This window comes from Haloferax prahovense DSM 18310 (assembly GCF_000336815.1).
GTDB classification, from domain to species: Archaea; Halobacteriota; Halobacteria; order Halobacteriales; family Haloferacaceae; genus Haloferax; species Haloferax prahovense.
In genome coordinates this window covers 24,875-42,222 of record NZ_AOLG01000012.1, presented here as the reverse complement: position 1 = coordinate 42,222, position 17,348 = coordinate 24,875, and the positions used below count along the sequence as shown (strand labels likewise).

Genomic DNA, 17,348 nt, shown 5'->3' with positions numbered 1-17,348 from the left:
CATGGTTAGCTCGTGATGTAGTCGCCGAAGACGTACTCGTGGTCCTGGACGCTGTAAATCTGGTAGTAGCCCGGCGGGTCGCCGTTCTCGTCGAGGTCGACCGGACCGCTGACGCCCTGATAGTTGATGTCGCTCGGCGAGCCACCGTCGCGCAGGACGGCCGCGGCCTCCTCGAAGTTGAAGACCTCCTCGCCCTCGGGGCGGGTCACGTCGCGGACGACCGACGAAAGCGCCTCGCCGGAGAACTCGTCGGCAGCCTCGATGGCGAGCGCCGCCACCGTGACGGCGTCGTAGGCGTAGGCCGACCAGACCGTCGGCGTCGCGTCGTAGTTCTCTTCGAACGCGGAGACGAAGTTCTGGTAGTTCTCCTGGTCCTGCGGGGCGCTCTCGGTGATACCTTTCATACCGTCCATGCTGCCCGGGGCCGTGTTCTCGATGATGGAGTCGGCGACCGTGGACTCCGCGCCGTAGTAGTCGACGGTCGTGTTGTAACCCTGGTCGAACCCCTCGTTGACCATGACGGTGTACTCGTTCGCGTAGGTGAGGAAAATCCACGCCGAGGCGTCCGTCGAGGCCATCTCGGTGAGGATGCCGCTGTACGACGACTGACCCTGGTCGTGGGGTTCGTTGTAGGCGACGGTGCCGCCGAGTTCGGACTCGAACGTCTCGGCGAACACGTCCGAGAGGCCCGTCCCGTAGTCGTTGTTGATCCACGTGATGGCGACGGTGTCGTGGCCGTCGTCGCTGACGAGGCTGGCGAGCGCCTGCCCCTTCGCCGCCCCCGAGGGACTCATGCGGAGCAGTTCCGGCCGCGACGTGAGTTCGGGGCTCGTGCTGTTCTGGCTGATCTGGACGACGCCGGCGTCGTTGGTGACGCTGTCGTGGATGGCGATGGAGACGCCCGAGCCGACGGAGCCGATGAGGAGCGGCACGCCGTCTTGGTTGACGAGCTTCTGCGCGCCGTTGACCCCGCCCTGGTTCGTACTCTCGTCGTCCTCAACGGAGATTCTCAGCGACCCACCCTCGGAGCCGATGCCGACATCGTTGATCGCGGCGAGCGCGAGTTCGCGACCGCGGGTGTTGCGCTCGCCGTAGGGCGCGAGCGACCCGGTGAGCGAATCGACCATGCCGATGGTGTACGACGACTCGCCACCGCCGCTCTCTTCGGTGGTCGTGGTCTCCTCGCCGCCGCCACCGCCACTTTCCTCAGTCGTCGTGGCCGTGGTCGTGTCCTCGTCTTCGCCTTCGAGACAGCCGGCGGTCGCTCCGACAAGTGAGAGTCCCGACAGCTTCAGCAGCGTTCTGCGGTCCATGTCGTGTGGTGACATAACAAACTATGCTCTCCAGTTATCGTAAATATACCTGTAACCGTCCATGGTCGGGAGTCCGAAACCCGCCGGACGAAACGAGTATCCGCTCTTTATTTCACTAATATTTTTCAGAATGATTTGGTAGGGTCTCTCTTTAGGGTACGTGTCTCACAATAGCCGGCCATGATACCCCCCATCGCGAACAACTTCGTGGCGGGTGAGACGTCCGACGGGGCGGTCTCGCACGTCGAGTCCCTGAACCGCGACGGCATCGCGGGGATACTGAACCTGCTCGGCGAGCACTACACCGACCGGGCCGACGCCGACGCCGACGCCGACGCGTACGTCGACCTCGTCCGCCAACTCGGCGCGACGAACCTCGACGGCTGTGTCTCGGTGAAACCCTCGCAAATCGGCCTCGATATCGGCGACCACGCGTTCCGGGAGAACCTCGACCGCATCGTCGACGCCGCGGACGCCGAGGGCGTGTTCGTCTGGGTCGACATGGAGGACCACGAGACGACCGACGTCACCCTCGACGCCGTCGACGACTTGGGCCACCGGACGGGCGGGAACGTCGGCGTCTGCGTGCAGGCGAACCTCAAGCGCACGCGCGACGACCTCGAACGCCTCGCCGACGTGCCGGGGAAGGTCCGCCTCGTCAAGGGCGCGTACAACGAGCCCGCGTCCATCGCGTACAAGGAGAAGTCGAAGGTGGACGAGGTGTACGAAGAACTCCTCGAGTACATGTTCACCGAGTTCGACGACGGCGTCGCGGTCGGCAGTCACGACCCGCACATGATCGCACACGCTCGCCATCTCCACGAGCAGTACGGGACGCCCTACGAGGTACAGATGCTCATGGGCGTGCGCGAGGACGGCCAGCGCGACCTCGCGGACGCCGACATCGAGATGTGGCAGTACGTCCCCTACGGGGACAAGTGGTTCTCTTACTTCTACCGGCGCGTCCGCGAGCGGAAGTCGAACGCGCTGTTCGCGCTCCGCGCCGTCGCCGGCATCTGAGTCGGGGCGTCCGACCTACTGCGGGTCGAGCAGTTTCGATTCCGCCTTTCGGAGGTGTTCGAGCAGCGTCGTCTTCGAGATGTCCATCTCGGCGGCGAGTTCGCGGGTGGAAACCTCGCGGGGCCAGCGGTAGTAGCCTTCCTCGCGCGCGAGTTCGAACGCCTGCCGCTGACTCCGGGTGAGCGTGTCGAGCCGCCGACTGCGCTCCGGTTCCGCGCCCTCGGACGTGGAGATGGAGGCGACGCGAATCTCGGCTCCGGTCTCGTCCATGACGGTCTCGATGCGCGGCTGTATCTCCTCTCGCGCGCCCGCGAACCAGACTTCCCACCGCTCTCGGCCGTTTTCTATCTGCGTGGGGGCGCTGTGGACGAAGCCCTGCTTGAGCAACTGCGGACACATCATGTCGCTCGGGTCGTACTCCAAGAAGAACTCGCGGGCGACCGGGCCGGGCGCGACGTGCTTCCCGCGGGAGTCGAACCGCTCTTGCAGTTCCAACACTTCGCCGGTGAGGTCCGAGTCGGCGATAACGTCGAGGAGCGTTTCGACCTCGTCGAGCGACTCGCCGTAGGCGGTGAACAGGCCGTTCGACCGCTCGACGCCCGCGGTGGGGGCGTCGTAGATGGCGTGTGCGAGGATGCCGCCGTCGTACTCGCTCGTCGATTCTATCGCCCAGCAGTTCGGATGCCACAGGTCGAGCGTGAGGCGCGTGCCTTCACCTGACGTGCGCTCGCTCATACACTGGGTAATACGCCGCTACGTAAGATGTTGTCTGTGGTCACTCGGGGGCGGGTTGACGCGTCGACTCGGGCGCGTCCCTTCCATGGGAGGGTCCGGGGTTATTAATCCTAGTTGTGACTCTAGAGTCATATGGCGCAGGACGAATATCGACACTATATCGACGGCGAGTGGACGGACGGAACCGGCGACGAGACGTTCGAAAGCACGAACCCCGCGACGGGCGAGTCGCTGGGGACGTTCCGACGAGGGACGCCCGAGGACATCGACGCCGCGGCGGCCGCGGCCGACGAGGCGTACGAGGAGTGGCGCGAACTCTCGCACATCGACCGCGCGGAGTACCTCTGGGACATCTACCACGAACTGCGCGACCGCACCGAAGAGCTCGCGGAGGTCGTCACCAAAGAGTGCGGGAAGGAGATTTCCGAGGGCCGCGCCGACGTCATCGAGGCGTACCACATGGTCGAGTGGGCCGCGGGCGACGCCCGCCACCCCAAAGGCGACGTGATTCCCTCCGAGATTCCCGCGAAGGACGCCTACATGCGCCGCAAACCCCGCGGCGTCGTCGGCTGTATCACCCCGTGGAACTTCCCCGTCGCCATCCCCTTCTGGCACATGGCCGTCGCGCTCGTCGAGGGCAACACCGTCGTCTGGAAGCCCGCCGAGCAGACGCCGTGGTGCGGTCAGATTATCGCCGAGATGTTCGAAGACGCCGGCATCCCCGACGGCGTGTTCAACATGGTGCAGGGCTTCGGCGACGCCGGCGCGACCATCGTCGACGACGAGCGCGTCGACTCCGTATTGTTCACGGGCTCCGCCGAGGTCGGCCACGAGGTCGCGAGCAAGGTGGCCCAACACCCTGGAAAACTCGCCGCGTGTGAGATGGGCGGCAAGAACAACATCGTCATCACGGAGAAGGCGGACCTCGACATCGCAGTCCACTCCGCGACGATGTCGTCGTTCAAGACCACCGGCCAGCGCTGTGTCTCTTCCGAGCGCATCGTCGTCCACGAGGAGGTGTACGACGAGTTCAAGGAACGCTTCGTCGAGAATGCGAAGAACGTCTCCGTCGGCGACCCGCTCCGCGAGGACACCTTCATGGGCCCTCTCATCGAGGAGGGCCACAAGGAGAAGGTCACGAAGTACAACGAACTCGCGGAGAAGGAGGGCGTGAACGTCCTCGTCGACCGCACCGAACTCGACGCCGACGAGATTCCCGAGGGCCACGAGGAGGGCCACTGGGTCGGGCCGTTCGTCTACGAGGCCGACCCCCACGACGACCTTCGTTGCACCCACGAGGAGGTCTTCGGCCCCCACGTCGCCTTGCTCAAGTACTCCGGTGACATCGAAGACGCCGTGGAGATTCAGAACGACACCGACTACGGTCTCGCCGGTGCCGTCATCTCCGAGGACTACCGCCAGATTAACTACTTCCGCGACCACGCCGAGGTCGGCCTCGCCTACGGGAACCTCCCGTGTATCGGCGCGGAGGTCCACCTCCCGTTCGGCGGCGTGAAGAAGTCCGGAAACGGCTACCCCTCGGCCCGCGAAATCATCGAGGCCGTCACCGAGCGCACCGCGTGGACGCTCAACAACTCCAAGGAGATTCGCATGGCGCAGGGCCTCTCCGCGGACATCAAGACCAAAGAAGACGAGTAAGGTCGGTCACCCGCCGCGGCCCCGCATCTGTCCCACGTTTTCGTTCCGTCGTTTCACCCGTCGTCCGCAGACTCTTCCGCACCGCGAGCGGCCGCCGTAACGTAGACGCCGGGCATGTCCGTCTCCTCGACGGTCAGCGTCACCTCCTCGTCCTCCTGGGCCGGTCGGTCGGTCACGACGGTCACCGCTTCGATGGGGTCGCGGCGGACGAACGCCCAGATGAGGTCGAGTATCGAGGGGTGACCGCCCTTCCGGACGACGAGCACGTGGCGCGAGTCGGCCAGCGCCCGGAGTTCCGGCGACAGGTCCTCTTCGTCGAGTTCGTCCGGCGGGATGGCGTGCAGCACGTCGCCTCGAATCGTCTCGGTCATGGTGTCTCAACGGCCCCCGGAGGAAAGAAGCGTGCGCTCCGAGACGCGACCGGTATCGGCGACCGACGGCACCGTGGCTCGGAGCGAAGCGGTCGTCAAAAGGCGGAGGCGAATTCGCCTCCCACTGAATCTCGTGTCACCAGTTGGCGAAGTGAGACGAGGGGAGTGCCCCCACCGGGCTTGGGGGCGTGAAACGACGTGGCCACGTCGTTTCGGATGCCGCAACGGACCCCGAAACGTTGCGGCGGGTGCGGCGGATGTGGAGTCGCCGACGACTGGCGAGAAAAGCGCCTATTGCGTCGGCGATTTTCGCTTAGAAGCCGCGATGTATAAACCCTCCGCAACACGGGTTCCCACGCCCCGTGAGCGCACGGTTCCCGCGGTTCGTCGCTCCGGACTCACCGTGAATGAGCGGTCGTCTCCGGCCTCAGGCGGTCGCTTCGAACTCGCGCCGGAGCGCCGATTCGAGGTTGTCGAGTTCGCGGTCGAGGTTGCGCTCGAAGAACGCCTCTACACCCGGCAGCCGGCCGTCGACGATGAACTCGTTGACGAGGCGGCTGCCGCCGTCGTGCTCTTCGATGGTGTGTTCGCCCGTCACCCGCATCACCCGCGACTTGCCGACGAACTTGACGTGCGTCGGCTCGTCGACTTCGATGTCTTCGGTCTCGACGGTCACCGTCGAGCGGATGAGCGGAATCGGCAGTTCGAGGTACCACGTCGCGTGGCGGCCGTCGTCGGCCACGTCGAAGCGGTCGACGACGCTGATAGCCCCCGCTCGCTTGGCCGGGTCGGCGATAAACTCCCAGACGCGCGCGCCGGGAGCGTCGAACTCGAAGGTTCGTTTCACGCGGACGGTCATGGGATACCATCACACCTCCACAGTAAAAAGCCGTGGAATCGCCTCAGCTTCGGGTGACGCGCCACGTCGTCGAGCGGGCGCGTCCCCACTTCTCGATTTCGACGTCCTCGGACTTCTCGGCCAGCCGCGGCAGACGGGACCCGACCTGCTTCGCGGTGAGACCGATGGCTTCGGCGATGTTCTTCGCCCGGAAGTAGCCCTCTCCACGGCTGACGCTGTCGCGGAGATAGGCGAGAATGCGTTGTTCCTCGTCGGTGTACTCAGTCATCCTCGGGCCGTCTAGGGAATGGGCGTTATTAACGGTTACCCGTGTTCCTCAACGTTGATAGCTACTGGAACAGATGCGCACCGCAGACGGCCAGCGAGGCCGCGATAATCGCTACCATGAATCCGAGCGCCTTCGTCAACTGGTCCGGTCCGGCGACCATCAGCCCTGCGCCGACGAGCGTGAGCACGCCGAACAACGCCGCAAAGCCGATGGACTTGTCGGATTGCACCGTCTTGGTTTCCATGTTTCCGACCTTCGCGGGTGCGCACTTAGTTCATTCGACACCGCCTGTCGTGGGGCGGCGTGACGCGGGCGCGAGGCGTGCGGTGCGGTCCCACGGACCGACCCCGCGCTCGGCCGTTCGACATATGTACCACTAGTCTCGTGTGTCCACAACGATGGGACTGACATCCGCGTTGTTCGGCGGAAAACTCCGTATCGCACTCGTCGCGCTGGTGCTCGTCGCGGCCGGCGTCGGCGGGGCGTACGCGACCGGCGTCATCGGCGCGCCGAGCGTCGACCGGGTCGACAACCGGTTCGCCGGGGTCAACTCCACGGAGACGGTCATCGAGACCGACCTGTACGTCTCGAACCCCAACCCGCTGTCCGCGAACCTCTCGGGCCTCGAAGTCGACTACGGCGTCGAGATGAACGGGATTCAGATGGCGACGGGCGAGAAGGAAGGCGTCGCTATCGGGCGGGGGACCTCGGCGGTCCCGCTCCGGACGACCCTCGAAAACGAGCGCATCCCCGAGTGGTGGGTCTCGCACATCCAGAACGGCGAGCACACCGACCTCGTCGTGGACGCAAACGTCTCCTCGGAGACGCTGGGACAGACCTTCAAAGCGCCCGAGATAACTCGGAGCATCGACACCGACCTGCTGTCGGCGTTCAACTCCACGGAGACTCGCGAGATAGACGCGGACTCGCCGGTCGTCTCGGACCCCGTGTTGTACGTCAACGAGACGAGCGCCGAGTGGGGCGAGTCCACGAGCGAGCGCACGGCGCTCGAACTCACGTTCGTCGTCCACAACCCCAAGCCGTACCCGATTGCGGTCTCCGAACTCGGCTACGACATCTCCATGAACGACGTGGACGTGGGCGAGGGGACGACGAACTCCGAGTACGTCATCTCCCCGCAGTCGACGGAGACCATCGAGGCGACGACCTACATCCAAAACGACAAACTCGACGAGTGGTGGGTCTCGCACCTCGAACGCGACCAGACGACCGACCTGCGCATCGACTTCTACGCGAACCTCGACGCCGGCGGCACGACCCTCCGCGTCCCGCTCGACCCGCTGACCTACGAGAAGACGTTCGAGACGGACATCTTCGGGAACAAGGCGGCGTCGGCGGGGAACGAGACGGCGACTGAGACGACGACGACGCCGACCGAGACGGCCACGGAAACCGCGACCACCTCGACCGCGACTGCAACTGAGACTTCGACAGACACCGCGACGGCGACAACGACGACAACCACAACGACAGCGGCGACAGCCGAGACGACAACGACCACGTCGGACGGCGGGACCACCACGACGGACGACGGCCTCCTGTAGCGGTCGCGTTCCGCCCCGCGGCGGACGCGAAGTCGGACCGTCGTTCGACCGTCCCGATTCGCCGAGAAATCTTCGGTGATTCCTGACTTAGCCGACAACCCTTTACCGTCGGACGAGATATTCGATGATATGACACGGAGTACCCACGCTCCTGATCGAGTTCTTCTCCCGTAATGAGAACCCTGTGTCCGTCGAGAGCGACGACGAAACCATCGTCGTCTCCTTTGGCGACCAGTCCTGTGAACTGTCCCGAGACGCCGCCGCCGACCTGCAGGAGGCTATCGGCTCGGCGCTGACCGAGAAACGAGAGTTCTTCCGCACGGCCGGCGAGTACCGTCGGGACGGCAGTTACGTCGTCTCCCGCCGCGGCGCGGACTCCACTGGCAACGCGAAGGTGTTCACCAGTTTCGACGAACTGCGTCGGCTGTACGACCGCCTGCCCGAGCGCTTTACGGCCGAGGACATCGGCCGAACCGGCATCACGGGGTCGCGGCGCCACATGATACTCCGGCACTTCGGCGAGCATCCGGCGTTCGACTGCCGCATCGCCAGTCGCAACCCGCTGACGGGCGAAAAAGAGTCGTCCGAGACCGAGAACAACGACGCGATGGAAGTCATCGCCGACTGAGCGCGACGGCGCGCCACCCGCGGTCTTTCGTTCCTCAGTCTATCGTGACGTGGTCCGACTCCTCGTTGAGCGCGAGGTTCGACGCGATTTCGGCGTTCCGCATCGCGTACTGCGCGGTCTGCTGGAGGCTCACGAGCACCTCGCGAATCTGGAGGAGCTTCTGGTTTTCCATCTCCGGGAGGTCGTTGAGGATGTCGCGCTCCCGGTCGCTTATCTCGCGGAACAGCTCTCGACACTCGATGGTGAGGTCGTAGTCGCGCTCGACGACGGCCCGAACCGCGGTCGTCGTAATCTCGTCGACGTGGTCGGTGAACTCGCGGATGCGCCGCATCGTCGACTGGTCCACGTCGATGGTGTGGCCCTCGGCGTCCATGACGATGTTGGCGATGTCCTCGGCGTTGTCGGCGGTCAGTTCGAGGTTCTTCGCCACCGAGCGGTAGCCGATGAGCGGGAAGCCGGAGTCGAGGCCGACCGCCCGCGCGAGGTTGGGGTTCTGGTAGGACGTGAAGATGAGTCGGAGCAGGAGGACGAAAATCTTGTTCGCCTGCCGCTCGCGGTTGAGCGCCCGCTGGGCGAGGTCGGGGTTGCCGTGGGCGAGCGCCTTGATGGCCTCGCCGCGCATCGTGCTCCCCGTGTTTTCGAGGCGCTCGAGCAGGTTGTCGAGGGTGAAGTCCTCCGCGTCGACCGAGCAGCGAATCGCGATTCGCTCGGGCGTCTCCTCGATGACGCCGAGGCCCATGAGCTGGGTCTCGGCCTTGTAGACGGCGTTGATGTGGTCCGAATCGAGCGCGCCCTCGCTTTTCTCGATGTGGATGACGCGCCGTCCGAGGACGTACTGCGCCACGATGGCGCGTTCGAGCGCCTCCGCGTTCAGACTGTCAGCGCGAATCGTCGCCTTCGAGTCCTCCGTGTTGACCGACTCGGGAAGCACGGTCAGCGTTCCCTTGCCGCTCGTCCGAATCGTCACCTCGTCGCCCTTCTCGACGTTGTGTTCCTTGGCCCACTCCGCTGGAAGCGTCATCGCCAGCGTGGAGGGACCGAGACGCTGGACTTTCCGGGTTTCCATGCCAGTCAGAACCCATCCAATGACCTTAAATCTCACTATATTACACCCTCCATGAATAATGGGTAGTGGGTCTCATTGCACACGGTCCCAAATATTAAATCATTCACGTCGTCCGAATTCGAGTGAGAGGGACCTCGTCGGGCACCGCCTGTTCCGAGAGACTGCGTATCTCTCGGTCGGTCCGGTGAAGTGGCTCAGCTTTGCGGAATTCGACGCGACGCAGGCGGAGGATGTGTTCAGAGGAGGTGAACGTCGGTTCACCTTTTTCGGGATGAACGTCCGGTAAAGCAGCGTATTAACTGCGCAGTTCCGCGGAACGTCGTCGATACGGTCAGATTATACATTTCTAGTTAATATATAACTTTACCATTCTGATACGTTATACTAACACACCTCCCTGCCGCATTGGGCTTCGGAGGTTCAGGGTGGGTAACACATGGTATCGAAAGCCACACAACAAGAGATGGAGGGAATGCTCGGTCAAGTCCCGGGTTGGATGGAGAACTTGGCAGAACCGGCGAGCGAACACAGTTGGGGGCTCTTCCGCGACCTCAATCTGGGCGAGAACACCGAACTGTCCGCGAGAGAGAAAGCGCTCATCGGGGTCGGCGTCGCGGCCGCCACCAACTGTCCGTTCTGTACCTACTTCCACAAGGAAGAGGCTCGGTTGAGCGGCGTCACAGACGACGAACTCCGGGAAACCGTCAACCTCGCCGCCGACACCAAGTACTTCTCGACGATTCTCCACGGGAACGAGACCGACCTCGACGAATTCAAGGCTGAAACGGACGAAATCGTCGAGTACATCACGCAACAACAGGCACCGGCAGACGACTGACGAGACGGCCGACGGGAGCGTTCTCCCGCTCGATTTTTCTGTTGGCGCGGCGCGTCGAGTCGGTCACGACCGGCCTGCGCCCCTGGTCAGTACAGCGCACCAAGCGACCGCAACTGAGTAGTTCGACGGCGACGCTCACTCGATTTTCATCATCCGCCGCTCGACGCGACCCACGCGGACTTTCGTCCACCCGCGGAGGTCCGCGTCGAGGTCCGGGTCGTCGGTGTCGACCCGAAGGACCGGAATCGCGTCGAGTTTCGACCGCGAAGCGACGACCGACACGTCGCAGCGGCGAATCACGTCGGGAGAGAGTTGAGGGTTGCCGCGGCCGAAGACGAACCCCTGTCCGCCGATTGGCGTGACGACGATGACGTTCTCCTCGCCGAGGCTCGCCAGAATCTCGGCTTCGGTCGCGTCGCGGGCGAGTACCTCGCCGTCGCGGTAGATGTCGACGCCCAGCGGCGACCCGTCGATACCCAACTCGGCTTTCACCGCGCCGACGGTGCTCCCGGGGCCGAGGACGTAGGTGACGCCCGCCGTCGCCCGGATGTCGTCGGCGACGCCCGCAGCGAGCGCCTCGACGGTTCCGCCGCCGGTCTGTTTCGACGACTGGAGGTCCTCGGCGACGGGAACGTGCGCGACCGCCCGAAGCTCCGGCCTGACCTCGCCGGCGCGGTAGTCGTCCTCGTCGATGTCCATGACCTCGCGGGCTTCGGTCCGCTCGAACGAGGTGACGACGTGGGCGGCGTCCTCCGGCGAGACGGCGAAAACGGAGGAGTAGACCTTCACGCCCGCGGGGACGCCGAGCATCGGGACGTCGGTGCCGTCGAGCGCCTCGGCCACGTCGGCGGCGGTCCCGTCGCCGCCGACGAACAACACGAGGTCCGCGTCGGCGGCGACAAACGACTCGACGGCGGCGACCGTGTCGGCCGCGCTCGTCTCGCCGCCGGACGGCTCGCCGAGCACGTCGGGGTCGAACCCGGCATCTCGGGCGGCCGACGCGCCCATCTCCCCGCCCCACGCGAGCAGTTCTGTCTCGGGGACAGCCTCGAAGAGCCGCGAGAGCGCCCGTCGCGCCCGCTCCGGCGACCGCGGCTCCGCGCCGCGCGCTCTGGCCTCCGCGACTTTCCCGTCGGTTCCCTTCAGGCCGACCCGGCCGCCCATCCCCGCGACGGGGTTGACGACGACACCGATTCGCATGACTGAACGAACCCGCGCCCGGGGGAAAAGCGACGCGGTAACCGGCGGCCGAACCGCCCGCCGCGAGCGACGGTGCCGCGGGCAGCGCGCGTCGACCTCGGTGGCGACGTTCAGCCCGCACCGACCGTCGCCGGAACCTCACCGTTTAACAAGGGGACCGAGCAATTGTCATCCATGATTCCGTTAGAATCCGCCGGACAGGTGCTGCCGACCTCGGAGACGGCCGCGACCGTGCTTCTCGTGGGTATTCTCATGACCGCCGGGTGGCTCTGGTACCTCCAGCGCTGACCCGTCGGCCGACCGACCCTATTCTTCGTACGACTCGACTCGCGCTTCGAGCCACGCGGCCGCCGATTCGACGGTCTCCTCGTCGGCCCCGGCGAGTTTGATTCTGACGTGGTCGCCGGGGTAGCTCCCGACGGTCACGTCGAACTCCGATTGGACGGCCTCGAACCGCTCGATGAGCGAGCTTTCGGGCTCCGACGTGTGGACGAACCGGACGTGGGTCCGCTCGCCGGCGAACTCGTCGGCGACGCGGGCGAACATGGCTTTCATCTCGCCGGGGACGCCGGGGAGCACGTACACCGAACCGACGACCGCGCCGGGCGCGACGCCCTCGTCGTTCGGGAGCATCCGCGACCCCGCAGGAAGGTCGGTCGTTCCCTCCACGAGGTCCGCCGCGGAGTAGCCGCCGTTCGTCTCCAGCCACTCCTCGGCGTCGGGGTTCCGCTCCAGAGAGCGCCCGAACGCGGCCGCAACGGCCTCCATCGTCACGTCGTCGTGGGTCGGCCCAAGCCCGCCAGTGACGACGACGGCGTCGTACTCGGCGTGGTATTCGTTTACCACGCGGGCGATGTCGGCGACGCGGTCGGGGACCGTCGTCACGCGCTCGACGGAGACGCCCCGCTCTGTCAGTTCCGTGCACAACCACGCGGCGTTCGTGTTGACGGTGTCGCCGGCGAGGAGTTCGTCCCCGACGGTGACCACGGCGACTTGCATATCCCGAGGTAGCGGGCTGCGAGGCAAAAAAGCGTTCACACCGGCGAACCGAGCCGGGCGACCGACGCCGCGTCTCTCGGGCGGCCGTCAGCGGTCGTCGTCTTCGACGTCCAAGCCGAGTTCCTGTCGGCGGTCGCGAAGCGCCTGAATCTGCCGGCGGTAGTAGAGTATCCCCGCGCCGCCGACGAGCACCGAGACGGCGGCGACGGCCGCGAAGATACCGAGGTCGCGCTGGAGGTAGAACTGCACGACGACGTTCCCGTCGGTCACCTCGGGCCACCGGATGTGGACCCGGTCGTCGATGACCTCGGTGTCGTAGCCGGACGGCCGAACCGCCCCGAATATCGGGAAGTCGACGCGGCGGTCGGCGGGCAGGACGACCTCGTAGCTCCCCTCGACGAAGACGGGAAGCGAGAACCGCTTCGGCGAGGACGACGAACTGAACGCGATTTTGCCGGCGCTCCCGGCGTCCGCGGGGAGCGTGACGTTCGTGATGCGGTCGTTCTGGGTCACGTCGCCGCCGCGGGCCTTCAGTTCGGTCCCGTTGATGACGGTCCCGTTTTCGTAGCGGTAGCGGACCGCCTCGACCGGAAGCGGCGTCCGACTGCCGAAGCCGTCGAACCGGTAGAGTTCGACGAACGAGCCGTTCATCTCGTAGACCGCGCGGAACCGGCCGTTGTCCTGGACGGTGATGTGCGCGTCCGTCTCGGCGGTCCACGCGTACTCGCCGTCGGGCGCGGCGTCGAGCCGGTCGTTCGAGACGCTGGAGGTGCCGCCGAGACAGCCGGCGGTCACGAGGAGGAGGGCGAGCGCGGCGATACCGACGAGGAGTCGCCTGTTCATCGTCTTACTGGCCGATGACGCACTTCAGTTCGGCCGGCAGGTACGAGCCGATGCTGGCGAGGAGGCCCGGCGGGTCGGTCTCGTCCCGGCAGACGATGCTCTGTTCGAGGAGGCCGAGGCGCTCGACGGTCACGATGTCCTTCGCGTGACCGGCGCGGTTGACCGTTGCGCGGACCTCGCCGCGGGTCGCGCTGTTGACGTTGACGCGACCGCTGCCGCGGGTCCAGTCGTAGAGGCGGTCGACCTGCTCGTCGGCCAGCCGCGAGGGCTCGTCGTCGCCGCCGTAGACGAACGTCAGCGGCATGTGCTGGACGAGGCCGAAGCGGTCGCGAATCTGGGTCGCGGAGCCGCGCCCGAGGCCGAGTTCCTCGGTCGGGATGCGCACCTCGATGCCGGCGTCGAGGACGAAGCCGTCGTCGTCCCAGTGTTCGAGCGTGCCGACGTAGGTCTCACCGGCCGAGAGGTGCGGCGTGACTTCGCCCCACTCCTCGCGGAGGACGTTGCGCGCGACCGTCTCGTCATCGCCGGAGACCGTCACGGAGATGAAGTCGTCGTCGCGGACGCCGATGTCGTACTCCACGTCGAGGTCGCCGATATCGTTGGCGACGAGCGAGGTGAGGCTGTCGAGCGCGCGGTCGCGGGCGTCACCGTCGATGTAGCACTTCGTTGCGAGAACGACCATTCAGTTCGTCCCCGTCACTTCGACGTTGAGCTCGTCTCGAAGCTCTTCGATGCGTCGTTCCATCGCGTCGACGAGGTCGTCGTTGTCCATCGGTTCGAGGGGCGCACCGGTCTCGGGGCACTGGAAGCCGAGCTCCATCGCCTCGGAGAACTCGAAGCGGATGCCGGCGGGCTCCGAGAGGTAGAACTCGTGGTCGCGCTCGTAGTCGAGTCGTTCCTCGAGCGCCTCGAGGAGGCGGTACATCTCCTCTTCGAGGTTCTCGGGGATGTTTTCGTAGTGGAACGTCCAGAGGTAGGTGAGCCAGCCGGAATCCTCGTCGCGGACGCGACGATACGACGCGAGGTCGTTCTCGTAGAGGATAAAGAGCGCACGGCGCACGTCGTTGAGCTCGAGCCGCAGTTCCTCGGCGAGTTCCTCGTCGGTGACCTCGCCGTCCGGGGGTGCCGCCGCGACCGGCATCCCAGTGGGCCCAACCAACTCGTGGAGGTACTTCTGGATAACAGGGTCGTTCAGTAACTCCTCAAAAGCCATTGTGCGAAATGGCGTCAGGAACGCCATTAAGTCTTATTACTCCCGGGCAGCGGAGAACCGCCGGCGGGCGCGCCGACGCGTCCGATTACTCCTCGTCGGCCGGTACGACTTTCTTGCCCGTCGCCATCGGGACGACCCGGTTTTCGGCGTCCTCCCACTCGCGGTCGAGCTCGCGCCCGTCGAACAGGCGGTCGAGGAACACCGCGAGGCCGGCGACCTCCGAGTGCGGCTGGTTCGTGACGCCGACGTTCCAGTCCGCCCCCTCGTACACCTCGAAGGGGACCTTCTCCCCGCCGACGACGACGAGAAGCGGTTCTTCGGCGTGCGCCTCGCGGATGTCGGCCTCCACGTCCTGAACGCGCTCGCCGTACATCGTGAGGTGGACGACCTTACCCTCCCAGTTGCGGATGACGCCGTTGAGCGCCTCGGTGAGTTCGCCCTCGAAGGGGCCGCCGAACCGGCCCGTGATGTCCTCGACGGTCTCCATCGAGTGGCCGGCGTTGTCCGGGAGGATGACCCGGTCAGCGCCGAGCGCGCGGGCCGTCAGGCCGACGTGCGTCGTCATCCGGTCGTCGCGCCCCGGCCGGTGTCCGTACCGGAGGACGGCGACCTCGGGTTCGTTGTGCATGTCTCTCCGAAGACGGTGGGGGAAAGTGGTGCTTTCGGAACGCGGGCGGCGGCGCGGCGGTCCCTTGTCCGTTCGTCCATCTGTCCGTTCGTCTACCTGTCCCCGCGGTCGAGATTTATCTACGCTCCCGCCGCAGACGTACGCATGAACCACCGCCCGGAAGTCGGCGCGGGCGTCGAGCGCGCCGACCTGTCGAACCGAACTGCGCTGGTGACCGGCGCGACCTCCGGCGTCGGCCGCGAGACCGCGCTCGCTCTCGGCCGACTCGGTGCGACCGTCTTCGTCCACGGCCGCGACCGGGACGCGGGTCGGACCGTCGCCGCGGCCGTGGAAGACGCCGGGGGCGACGCGGTCTTCTTTCGCGCCGACCTCGCCGAACAGGACACCGTGCGCCGCCTCGCGGCGGCGGTCCGCGACCGGACCGACCGCGTGGACGTACTCGTCAACAACGCCGGCGCGCACTTCTCGACGGGCGAACTGACCGCCGACGGCGTGGAGAAGACGTTCGCCGTCAACCACCTCGCGCCGTTCGTCCTCACACACGGGCTCCGCGACCTGCTCCCCGACGACGGCCGCGTCGTCACCGTCTCCTCGGAAGTCCACCGCCGATTCGAGGGCCCGCTCGACGCGACGGGTCTCGATGACTACGACGGCCTCGACGCCTACGCTCGATCGAAACTGGCAAACGTCCTCTTCACCGCCGGCCTCGCCGACAGGCTCGACGGCCCGACCGCGAACTGCTGTCACCCCGGCTTCGTCCCGTCGAGCGGCCTGTGGCGCGACGCCTCGCTCCCCGTCCGCACCGGGGTCGGCCTGCTCTCCCGACTCCCGCGCCGACTCGTCGGCGGCTTCGCGGATACGCCAGCGACGGCCGCCGACACGACCGTCTACCTCGCCGCGTCGCCGGCCGTCGCGGGAGTGACCGGGACCTACTTCTCCGACTGCGCGCCGGCCGAGCCGTCGGCCGCGGCGACGGACCCCGAACACGTCCGGGAGCTGTGGCGGCTGAGCGAGGACCTGACCGGACTCTCGTGGTCCCGGTAGCGCGGACGTCACCGACGCCCGGCCGCGGCCCGGAGGGGAAACGGACTTATCACTCGGTCGAATCATCTGAGCCATGTCGCTGGAACTCTCCGACAAGCGCGTCCTCGTGACCGGGGGCGCAGGACTCGTCGGGTCTCACCTCGCCGCGCGCCTCTCCGAGGACAACCACGTGGTCGTCGCCGACGACCTCTCGAAGGGAGACCGCGAGCAGGTCCCCGACGGCGTCGAGTTCGTACAGGCCGACATGACCGACCCCGACGACGTCGCCGAGGCCGTCACCGAGGACCTCGACATCGTCTTCCACTTCGCGGCCTACACGGACACGAACTACGGCAACCCCCGCCAGCTGTTCGAGGAGAACACCGAGATGACCTACAACATCCTCGAACGGATGCAGGAGGTCGGCGTGTCGAACATCTCCTTTACCTCGTCGTCGACGATTTACGGCGAGGCCCCGCGGCCGACGCCCGAGGACTACGCGCCGCTCGAACCCATCAGCATCTACGGCTCCTCCAAACTCGCCGACGAGGGCCTCTTGTCGACGTTCGCCCACTCCTACGACGTCACGGTCTACATGTACCGCTTCGCCAACATCGTCGGCCCGAACCAGCGCGGCAACGTCATCCCCGACTTCATCGAGAAGCTCCTCGAAGACCCCGAGACACTCGAAATCCTCGGCGACGGCCGGCAGGAGAAGTCCTACCTCCACGTCGAGGACTGCATCGACGCGATGTGCCACATCGTCGAGCACGCCGACCGCGACTACAACGTCTACAACCTCGGCACGCGGACGACCACCTCGGTGACGACCATCGCCAACATCGTCGCCGACGTGCTGGACCTCGACCCCGAGTTCGAGTACACCGGCGGCGACCGCGGCTGGACCGGCGACGTGCCGAAGATGCGCCTCTCCATCGAGAAGCTCTCCGCGCTCGGCTGGGAGCCCGACGGGTCGAGCGACGAGGCCGTCCGCCGCGCGGCCGAGGAACTCGCCGAAGAACTCCGCGCCGAGTACGAATAACGACTGCCGATAACCGCGACGGACAGCCGCGACCAACACCGACACCGCGGGGCGACGCCCGGCAGGCCTCGCAGTTCG

20 protein-coding genes are annotated in these 17,348 nt (G+C 66.0%); 7 read left to right on the top strand and 13 right to left on the bottom strand.

Going from position 1 to position 17,348, the window contains the following annotated elements; genetic code table 11:
• Positions 1–5 precede the first annotated feature (5 nt).
• Entirely contained in the window at positions 6–1,313 is a 1,308-nt protein-coding gene (locus C457_RS06120; RefSeq protein WP_008092887.1) for an ABC transporter substrate-binding protein, read from the bottom strand.
• Positions 1,314–1,493: 180 nt separating this feature from the next.
• Here C457_RS06120 and C457_RS06115 point away from each other — a divergent pair, with 180 nt between their 5' ends.
• Positions 1,494–2,333 carry a proline dehydrogenase family protein gene (locus tag C457_RS06115; protein ID WP_008092886.1) on the top strand — a complete coding sequence of 280 codons (840 nt, stop codon included), beginning with the start codon at positions 1,494–1,496 and terminating at the stop codon, positions 2,331–2,333.
• A 15-nt stretch (positions 2,334–2,348) separates the two neighbouring features.
• Here the strand turns inward: C457_RS06115 and C457_RS06110 are convergent, their stop codons facing one another.
• Positions 2,349–3,068, bottom strand: a complete 720-nt coding sequence (locus tag C457_RS06110) for a helix-turn-helix domain-containing protein (RefSeq protein WP_004977390.1) — start codon at positions 3,066–3,068, stop codon at positions 2,349–2,351.
• A 132-nt stretch (positions 3,069–3,200) separates the two neighbouring features.
• Between C457_RS06110 and C457_RS06105 the strand changes: the two genes are divergently transcribed.
• Entirely contained in the window at positions 3,201–4,727 is a 1,527-nt protein-coding gene (locus C457_RS06105) for an aldehyde dehydrogenase family protein (RefSeq protein WP_008092885.1), read from the top strand.
• A gap of 53 nt (positions 4,728–4,780) precedes the next feature.
• Here the strand turns inward: C457_RS06105 and C457_RS06100 are convergent, their stop codons facing one another.
• The 4 genes from C457_RS06100 to C457_RS06085 form a co-directional block, all read right to left on the bottom strand.
• The gene (locus tag C457_RS06100; protein ID WP_008092884.1) at positions 4,781–5,098 is read right to left on the bottom strand and encodes a DUF7526 family protein; all 318 of its coding nucleotides are present in this window, start codon (positions 5,096–5,098) and stop codon (positions 4,781–4,783) included.
• A 427-nt stretch (positions 5,099–5,525) separates the two neighbouring features.
• On the bottom strand, positions 5,526–5,957 hold the full coding sequence (locus C457_RS06095) for an SRPBCC family protein (protein ID WP_004977395.1): 432 nt from the start codon (positions 5,955–5,957) through the stop codon (positions 5,526–5,528).
• A 43-nt stretch (positions 5,958–6,000) separates the two neighbouring features.
• Positions 6,001–6,225, bottom strand: coding sequence for a DUF7123 family protein (locus tag C457_RS06090; RefSeq protein ID WP_004043755.1), 225 nt, complete (start codon positions 6,223–6,225; stop codon positions 6,001–6,003).
• 61 nt (positions 6,226–6,286) lie between these two features.
• Entirely contained in the window at positions 6,287–6,469 is a 183-nt protein-coding gene (locus tag C457_RS06085) for a DUF7525 family protein (RefSeq protein ID WP_004043756.1), read from the bottom strand.
• A gap of 154 nt (positions 6,470–6,623) precedes the next feature.
• Between C457_RS06085 and C457_RS06080 the strand changes: the two genes are divergently transcribed.
• Positions 6,624–7,790 (top strand): LEA type 2 family protein, encoded by a 1,167-nt coding sequence (locus tag C457_RS06080; RefSeq protein WP_008092879.1) that lies wholly within the window; start codon positions 6,624–6,626, stop codon positions 7,788–7,790.
• A 184-nt stretch (positions 7,791–7,974) separates the two neighbouring features.
• Positions 7,975–8,418 carry a DUF7528 family protein gene (locus tag C457_RS06075; RefSeq protein ID WP_008092878.1) on the top strand — a complete coding sequence of 148 codons (444 nt, stop codon included), beginning with the start codon at positions 7,975–7,977 and terminating at the stop codon, positions 8,416–8,418.
• 34 nt (positions 8,419–8,452) lie between these two features.
• Here the strand turns inward: C457_RS06075 and C457_RS06070 are convergent, their stop codons facing one another.
• Positions 8,453–9,484, bottom strand: coding sequence for a phosphate signaling complex PhoU family protein (locus tag C457_RS06070; protein ID WP_004977402.1), 1,032 nt, complete (start codon positions 9,482–9,484; stop codon positions 8,453–8,455).
• A 463-nt stretch (positions 9,485–9,947) separates the two neighbouring features.
• Between C457_RS06070 and C457_RS06065 the strand changes: the two genes are divergently transcribed.
• Positions 9,948–10,322 carry a carboxymuconolactone decarboxylase family protein gene (locus C457_RS06065; RefSeq protein ID WP_008092877.1) on the top strand — a complete coding sequence of 125 codons (375 nt, stop codon included), beginning with the start codon at positions 9,948–9,950 and terminating at the stop codon, positions 10,320–10,322.
• Positions 10,323–10,457: 135 nt separating this feature from the next.
• Here C457_RS06065 and C457_RS06060 read toward each other — a convergent pair whose 3' ends face one another.
• The 6 genes from C457_RS06060 to C457_RS06035 form a co-directional block, all read right to left on the bottom strand.
• Positions 10,458–11,522 (bottom strand): ATP-NAD kinase family protein, encoded by a 1,065-nt coding sequence (locus C457_RS06060; protein WP_008092876.1) that lies wholly within the window; start codon positions 11,520–11,522, stop codon positions 10,458–10,460.
• 306 nt (positions 11,523–11,828) lie between these two features.
• Positions 11,829–12,521, bottom strand: a complete 693-nt coding sequence (locus tag C457_RS06055; RefSeq protein WP_008092874.1) for a competence/damage-inducible protein A — start codon at positions 12,519–12,521, stop codon at positions 11,829–11,831.
• Positions 12,522–12,608: 87 nt separating this feature from the next.
• On the bottom strand, positions 12,609–13,364 hold the full coding sequence (locus C457_RS06050; protein WP_008092873.1) for a DUF5803 family protein: 756 nt from the start codon (positions 13,362–13,364) through the stop codon (positions 12,609–12,611).
• A gap of 4 nt (positions 13,365–13,368) precedes the next feature.
• Entirely contained in the window at positions 13,369–14,046 is a 678-nt protein-coding gene (locus C457_RS06045) for a DUF2110 family protein (RefSeq protein WP_004977408.1), read from the bottom strand.
• Complete coding sequence (locus tag C457_RS06040) at positions 14,047–14,577, bottom strand: transcription factor TFIIE subunit alpha (protein WP_004977409.1); 531 nt, start codon at positions 14,575–14,577, stop codon at positions 14,047–14,049.
• 85 nt (positions 14,578–14,662) lie between these two features.
• Positions 14,663–15,205, bottom strand: coding sequence for a tRNA (cytidine(56)-2'-O)-methyltransferase (locus C457_RS06035; protein WP_008092869.1), 543 nt, complete (start codon positions 15,203–15,205; stop codon positions 14,663–14,665).
• Positions 15,206–15,349: 144 nt separating this feature from the next.
• Between C457_RS06035 and C457_RS06030 the strand changes: the two genes are divergently transcribed.
• Positions 15,350–16,249, top strand: coding sequence for an SDR family oxidoreductase (locus tag C457_RS06030; protein ID WP_008092868.1), 900 nt, complete (start codon positions 15,350–15,352; stop codon positions 16,247–16,249).
• A gap of 73 nt (positions 16,250–16,322) precedes the next feature.
• Positions 16,323–17,270, top strand: coding sequence for an NAD-dependent epimerase/dehydratase family protein (locus C457_RS06025; RefSeq protein WP_008092866.1), 948 nt, complete (start codon positions 16,323–16,325; stop codon positions 17,268–17,270).
• Positions 17,271–17,348: the final 78 nt, after the last annotated feature.

Excerpts from the sequence above, each read along its gene's own strand:
- C457_RS06115 (WP_008092886.1), top strand. The coding sequence starts at position 1,494 with ATGATACCCCCCATCGCGAACAACTTCGTGGCGGGTGAGACGTCCGAC.
- C457_RS06040 (WP_004977409.1), bottom strand. The coding sequence starts at position 14,577 with ATGGCTTTTGAGGAGTTACTGAACGACCCTGTTATCCAGAAGTACCTC.
- C457_RS06085 (WP_004043756.1), bottom strand. The coding sequence starts at position 6,469 with ATGGAAACCAAGACGGTGCAATCCGACAAGTCCATCGGCTTTGCGGCG.
- C457_RS06120 (WP_008092887.1), bottom strand. The coding sequence starts at position 1,313 with ATGGACCGCAGAACGCTGCTGAAGCTGTCGGGACTCTCACTTGTCGGA.
- C457_RS06060 (WP_008092876.1), bottom strand. The coding sequence starts at position 11,522 with ATGCGAATCGGTGTCGTCGTCAACCCCGTCGCGGGGATGGGCGGCCGG.
- C457_RS06095 (WP_004977395.1), bottom strand. The coding sequence starts at position 5,957 with ATGACCGTCCGCGTGAAACGAACCTTCGAGTTCGACGCTCCCGGCGCG.
- C457_RS06055 (WP_008092874.1), bottom strand. The coding sequence starts at position 12,521 with ATGCAAGTCGCCGTGGTCACCGTCGGGGACGAACTCCTCGCCGGCGAC.
- C457_RS06105 (WP_008092885.1), top strand. The coding sequence starts at position 3,201 with ATGGCGCAGGACGAATATCGACACTATATCGACGGCGAGTGGACGGAC.
- C457_RS06050 (WP_008092873.1), bottom strand. The coding sequence starts at position 13,364 with ATGAACAGGCGACTCCTCGTCGGTATCGCCGCGCTCGCCCTCCTCCTC.
- C457_RS06080 (WP_008092879.1), top strand. The coding sequence starts at position 6,624 with ATGGGACTGACATCCGCGTTGTTCGGCGGAAAACTCCGTATCGCACTC.
- C457_RS06090 (WP_004043755.1), bottom strand. The coding sequence starts at position 6,225 with ATGACTGAGTACACCGACGAGGAACAACGCATTCTCGCCTATCTCCGC.
- C457_RS06070 (WP_004977402.1), bottom strand. The coding sequence starts at position 9,484 with ATGGAAACCCGGAAAGTCCAGCGTCTCGGTCCCTCCACGCTGGCGATG.
- C457_RS06110 (WP_004977390.1), bottom strand. The coding sequence starts at position 3,068 with ATGAGCGAGCGCACGTCAGGTGAAGGCACGCGCCTCACGCTCGACCTG.
- C457_RS06065 (WP_008092877.1), top strand. The coding sequence starts at position 9,948 with ATGGAGGGAATGCTCGGTCAAGTCCCGGGTTGGATGGAGAACTTGGCA.
- C457_RS06035 (WP_008092869.1), bottom strand. The coding sequence starts at position 15,205 with ATGCACAACGAACCCGAGGTCGCCGTCCTCCGGTACGGACACCGGCCG.
- C457_RS06100 (WP_008092884.1), bottom strand. The coding sequence starts at position 5,098 with ATGACCGAGACGATTCGAGGCGACGTGCTGCACGCCATCCCGCCGGAC.
- C457_RS06030 (WP_008092868.1), top strand. The coding sequence starts at position 15,350 with ATGAACCACCGCCCGGAAGTCGGCGCGGGCGTCGAGCGCGCCGACCTG.
- C457_RS06025 (WP_008092866.1), top strand. The coding sequence starts at position 16,323 with ATGTCGCTGGAACTCTCCGACAAGCGCGTCCTCGTGACCGGGGGCGCA.
- C457_RS06045 (WP_004977408.1), bottom strand. The coding sequence starts at position 14,046 with ATGGTCGTTCTCGCAACGAAGTGCTACATCGACGGTGACGCCCGCGAC.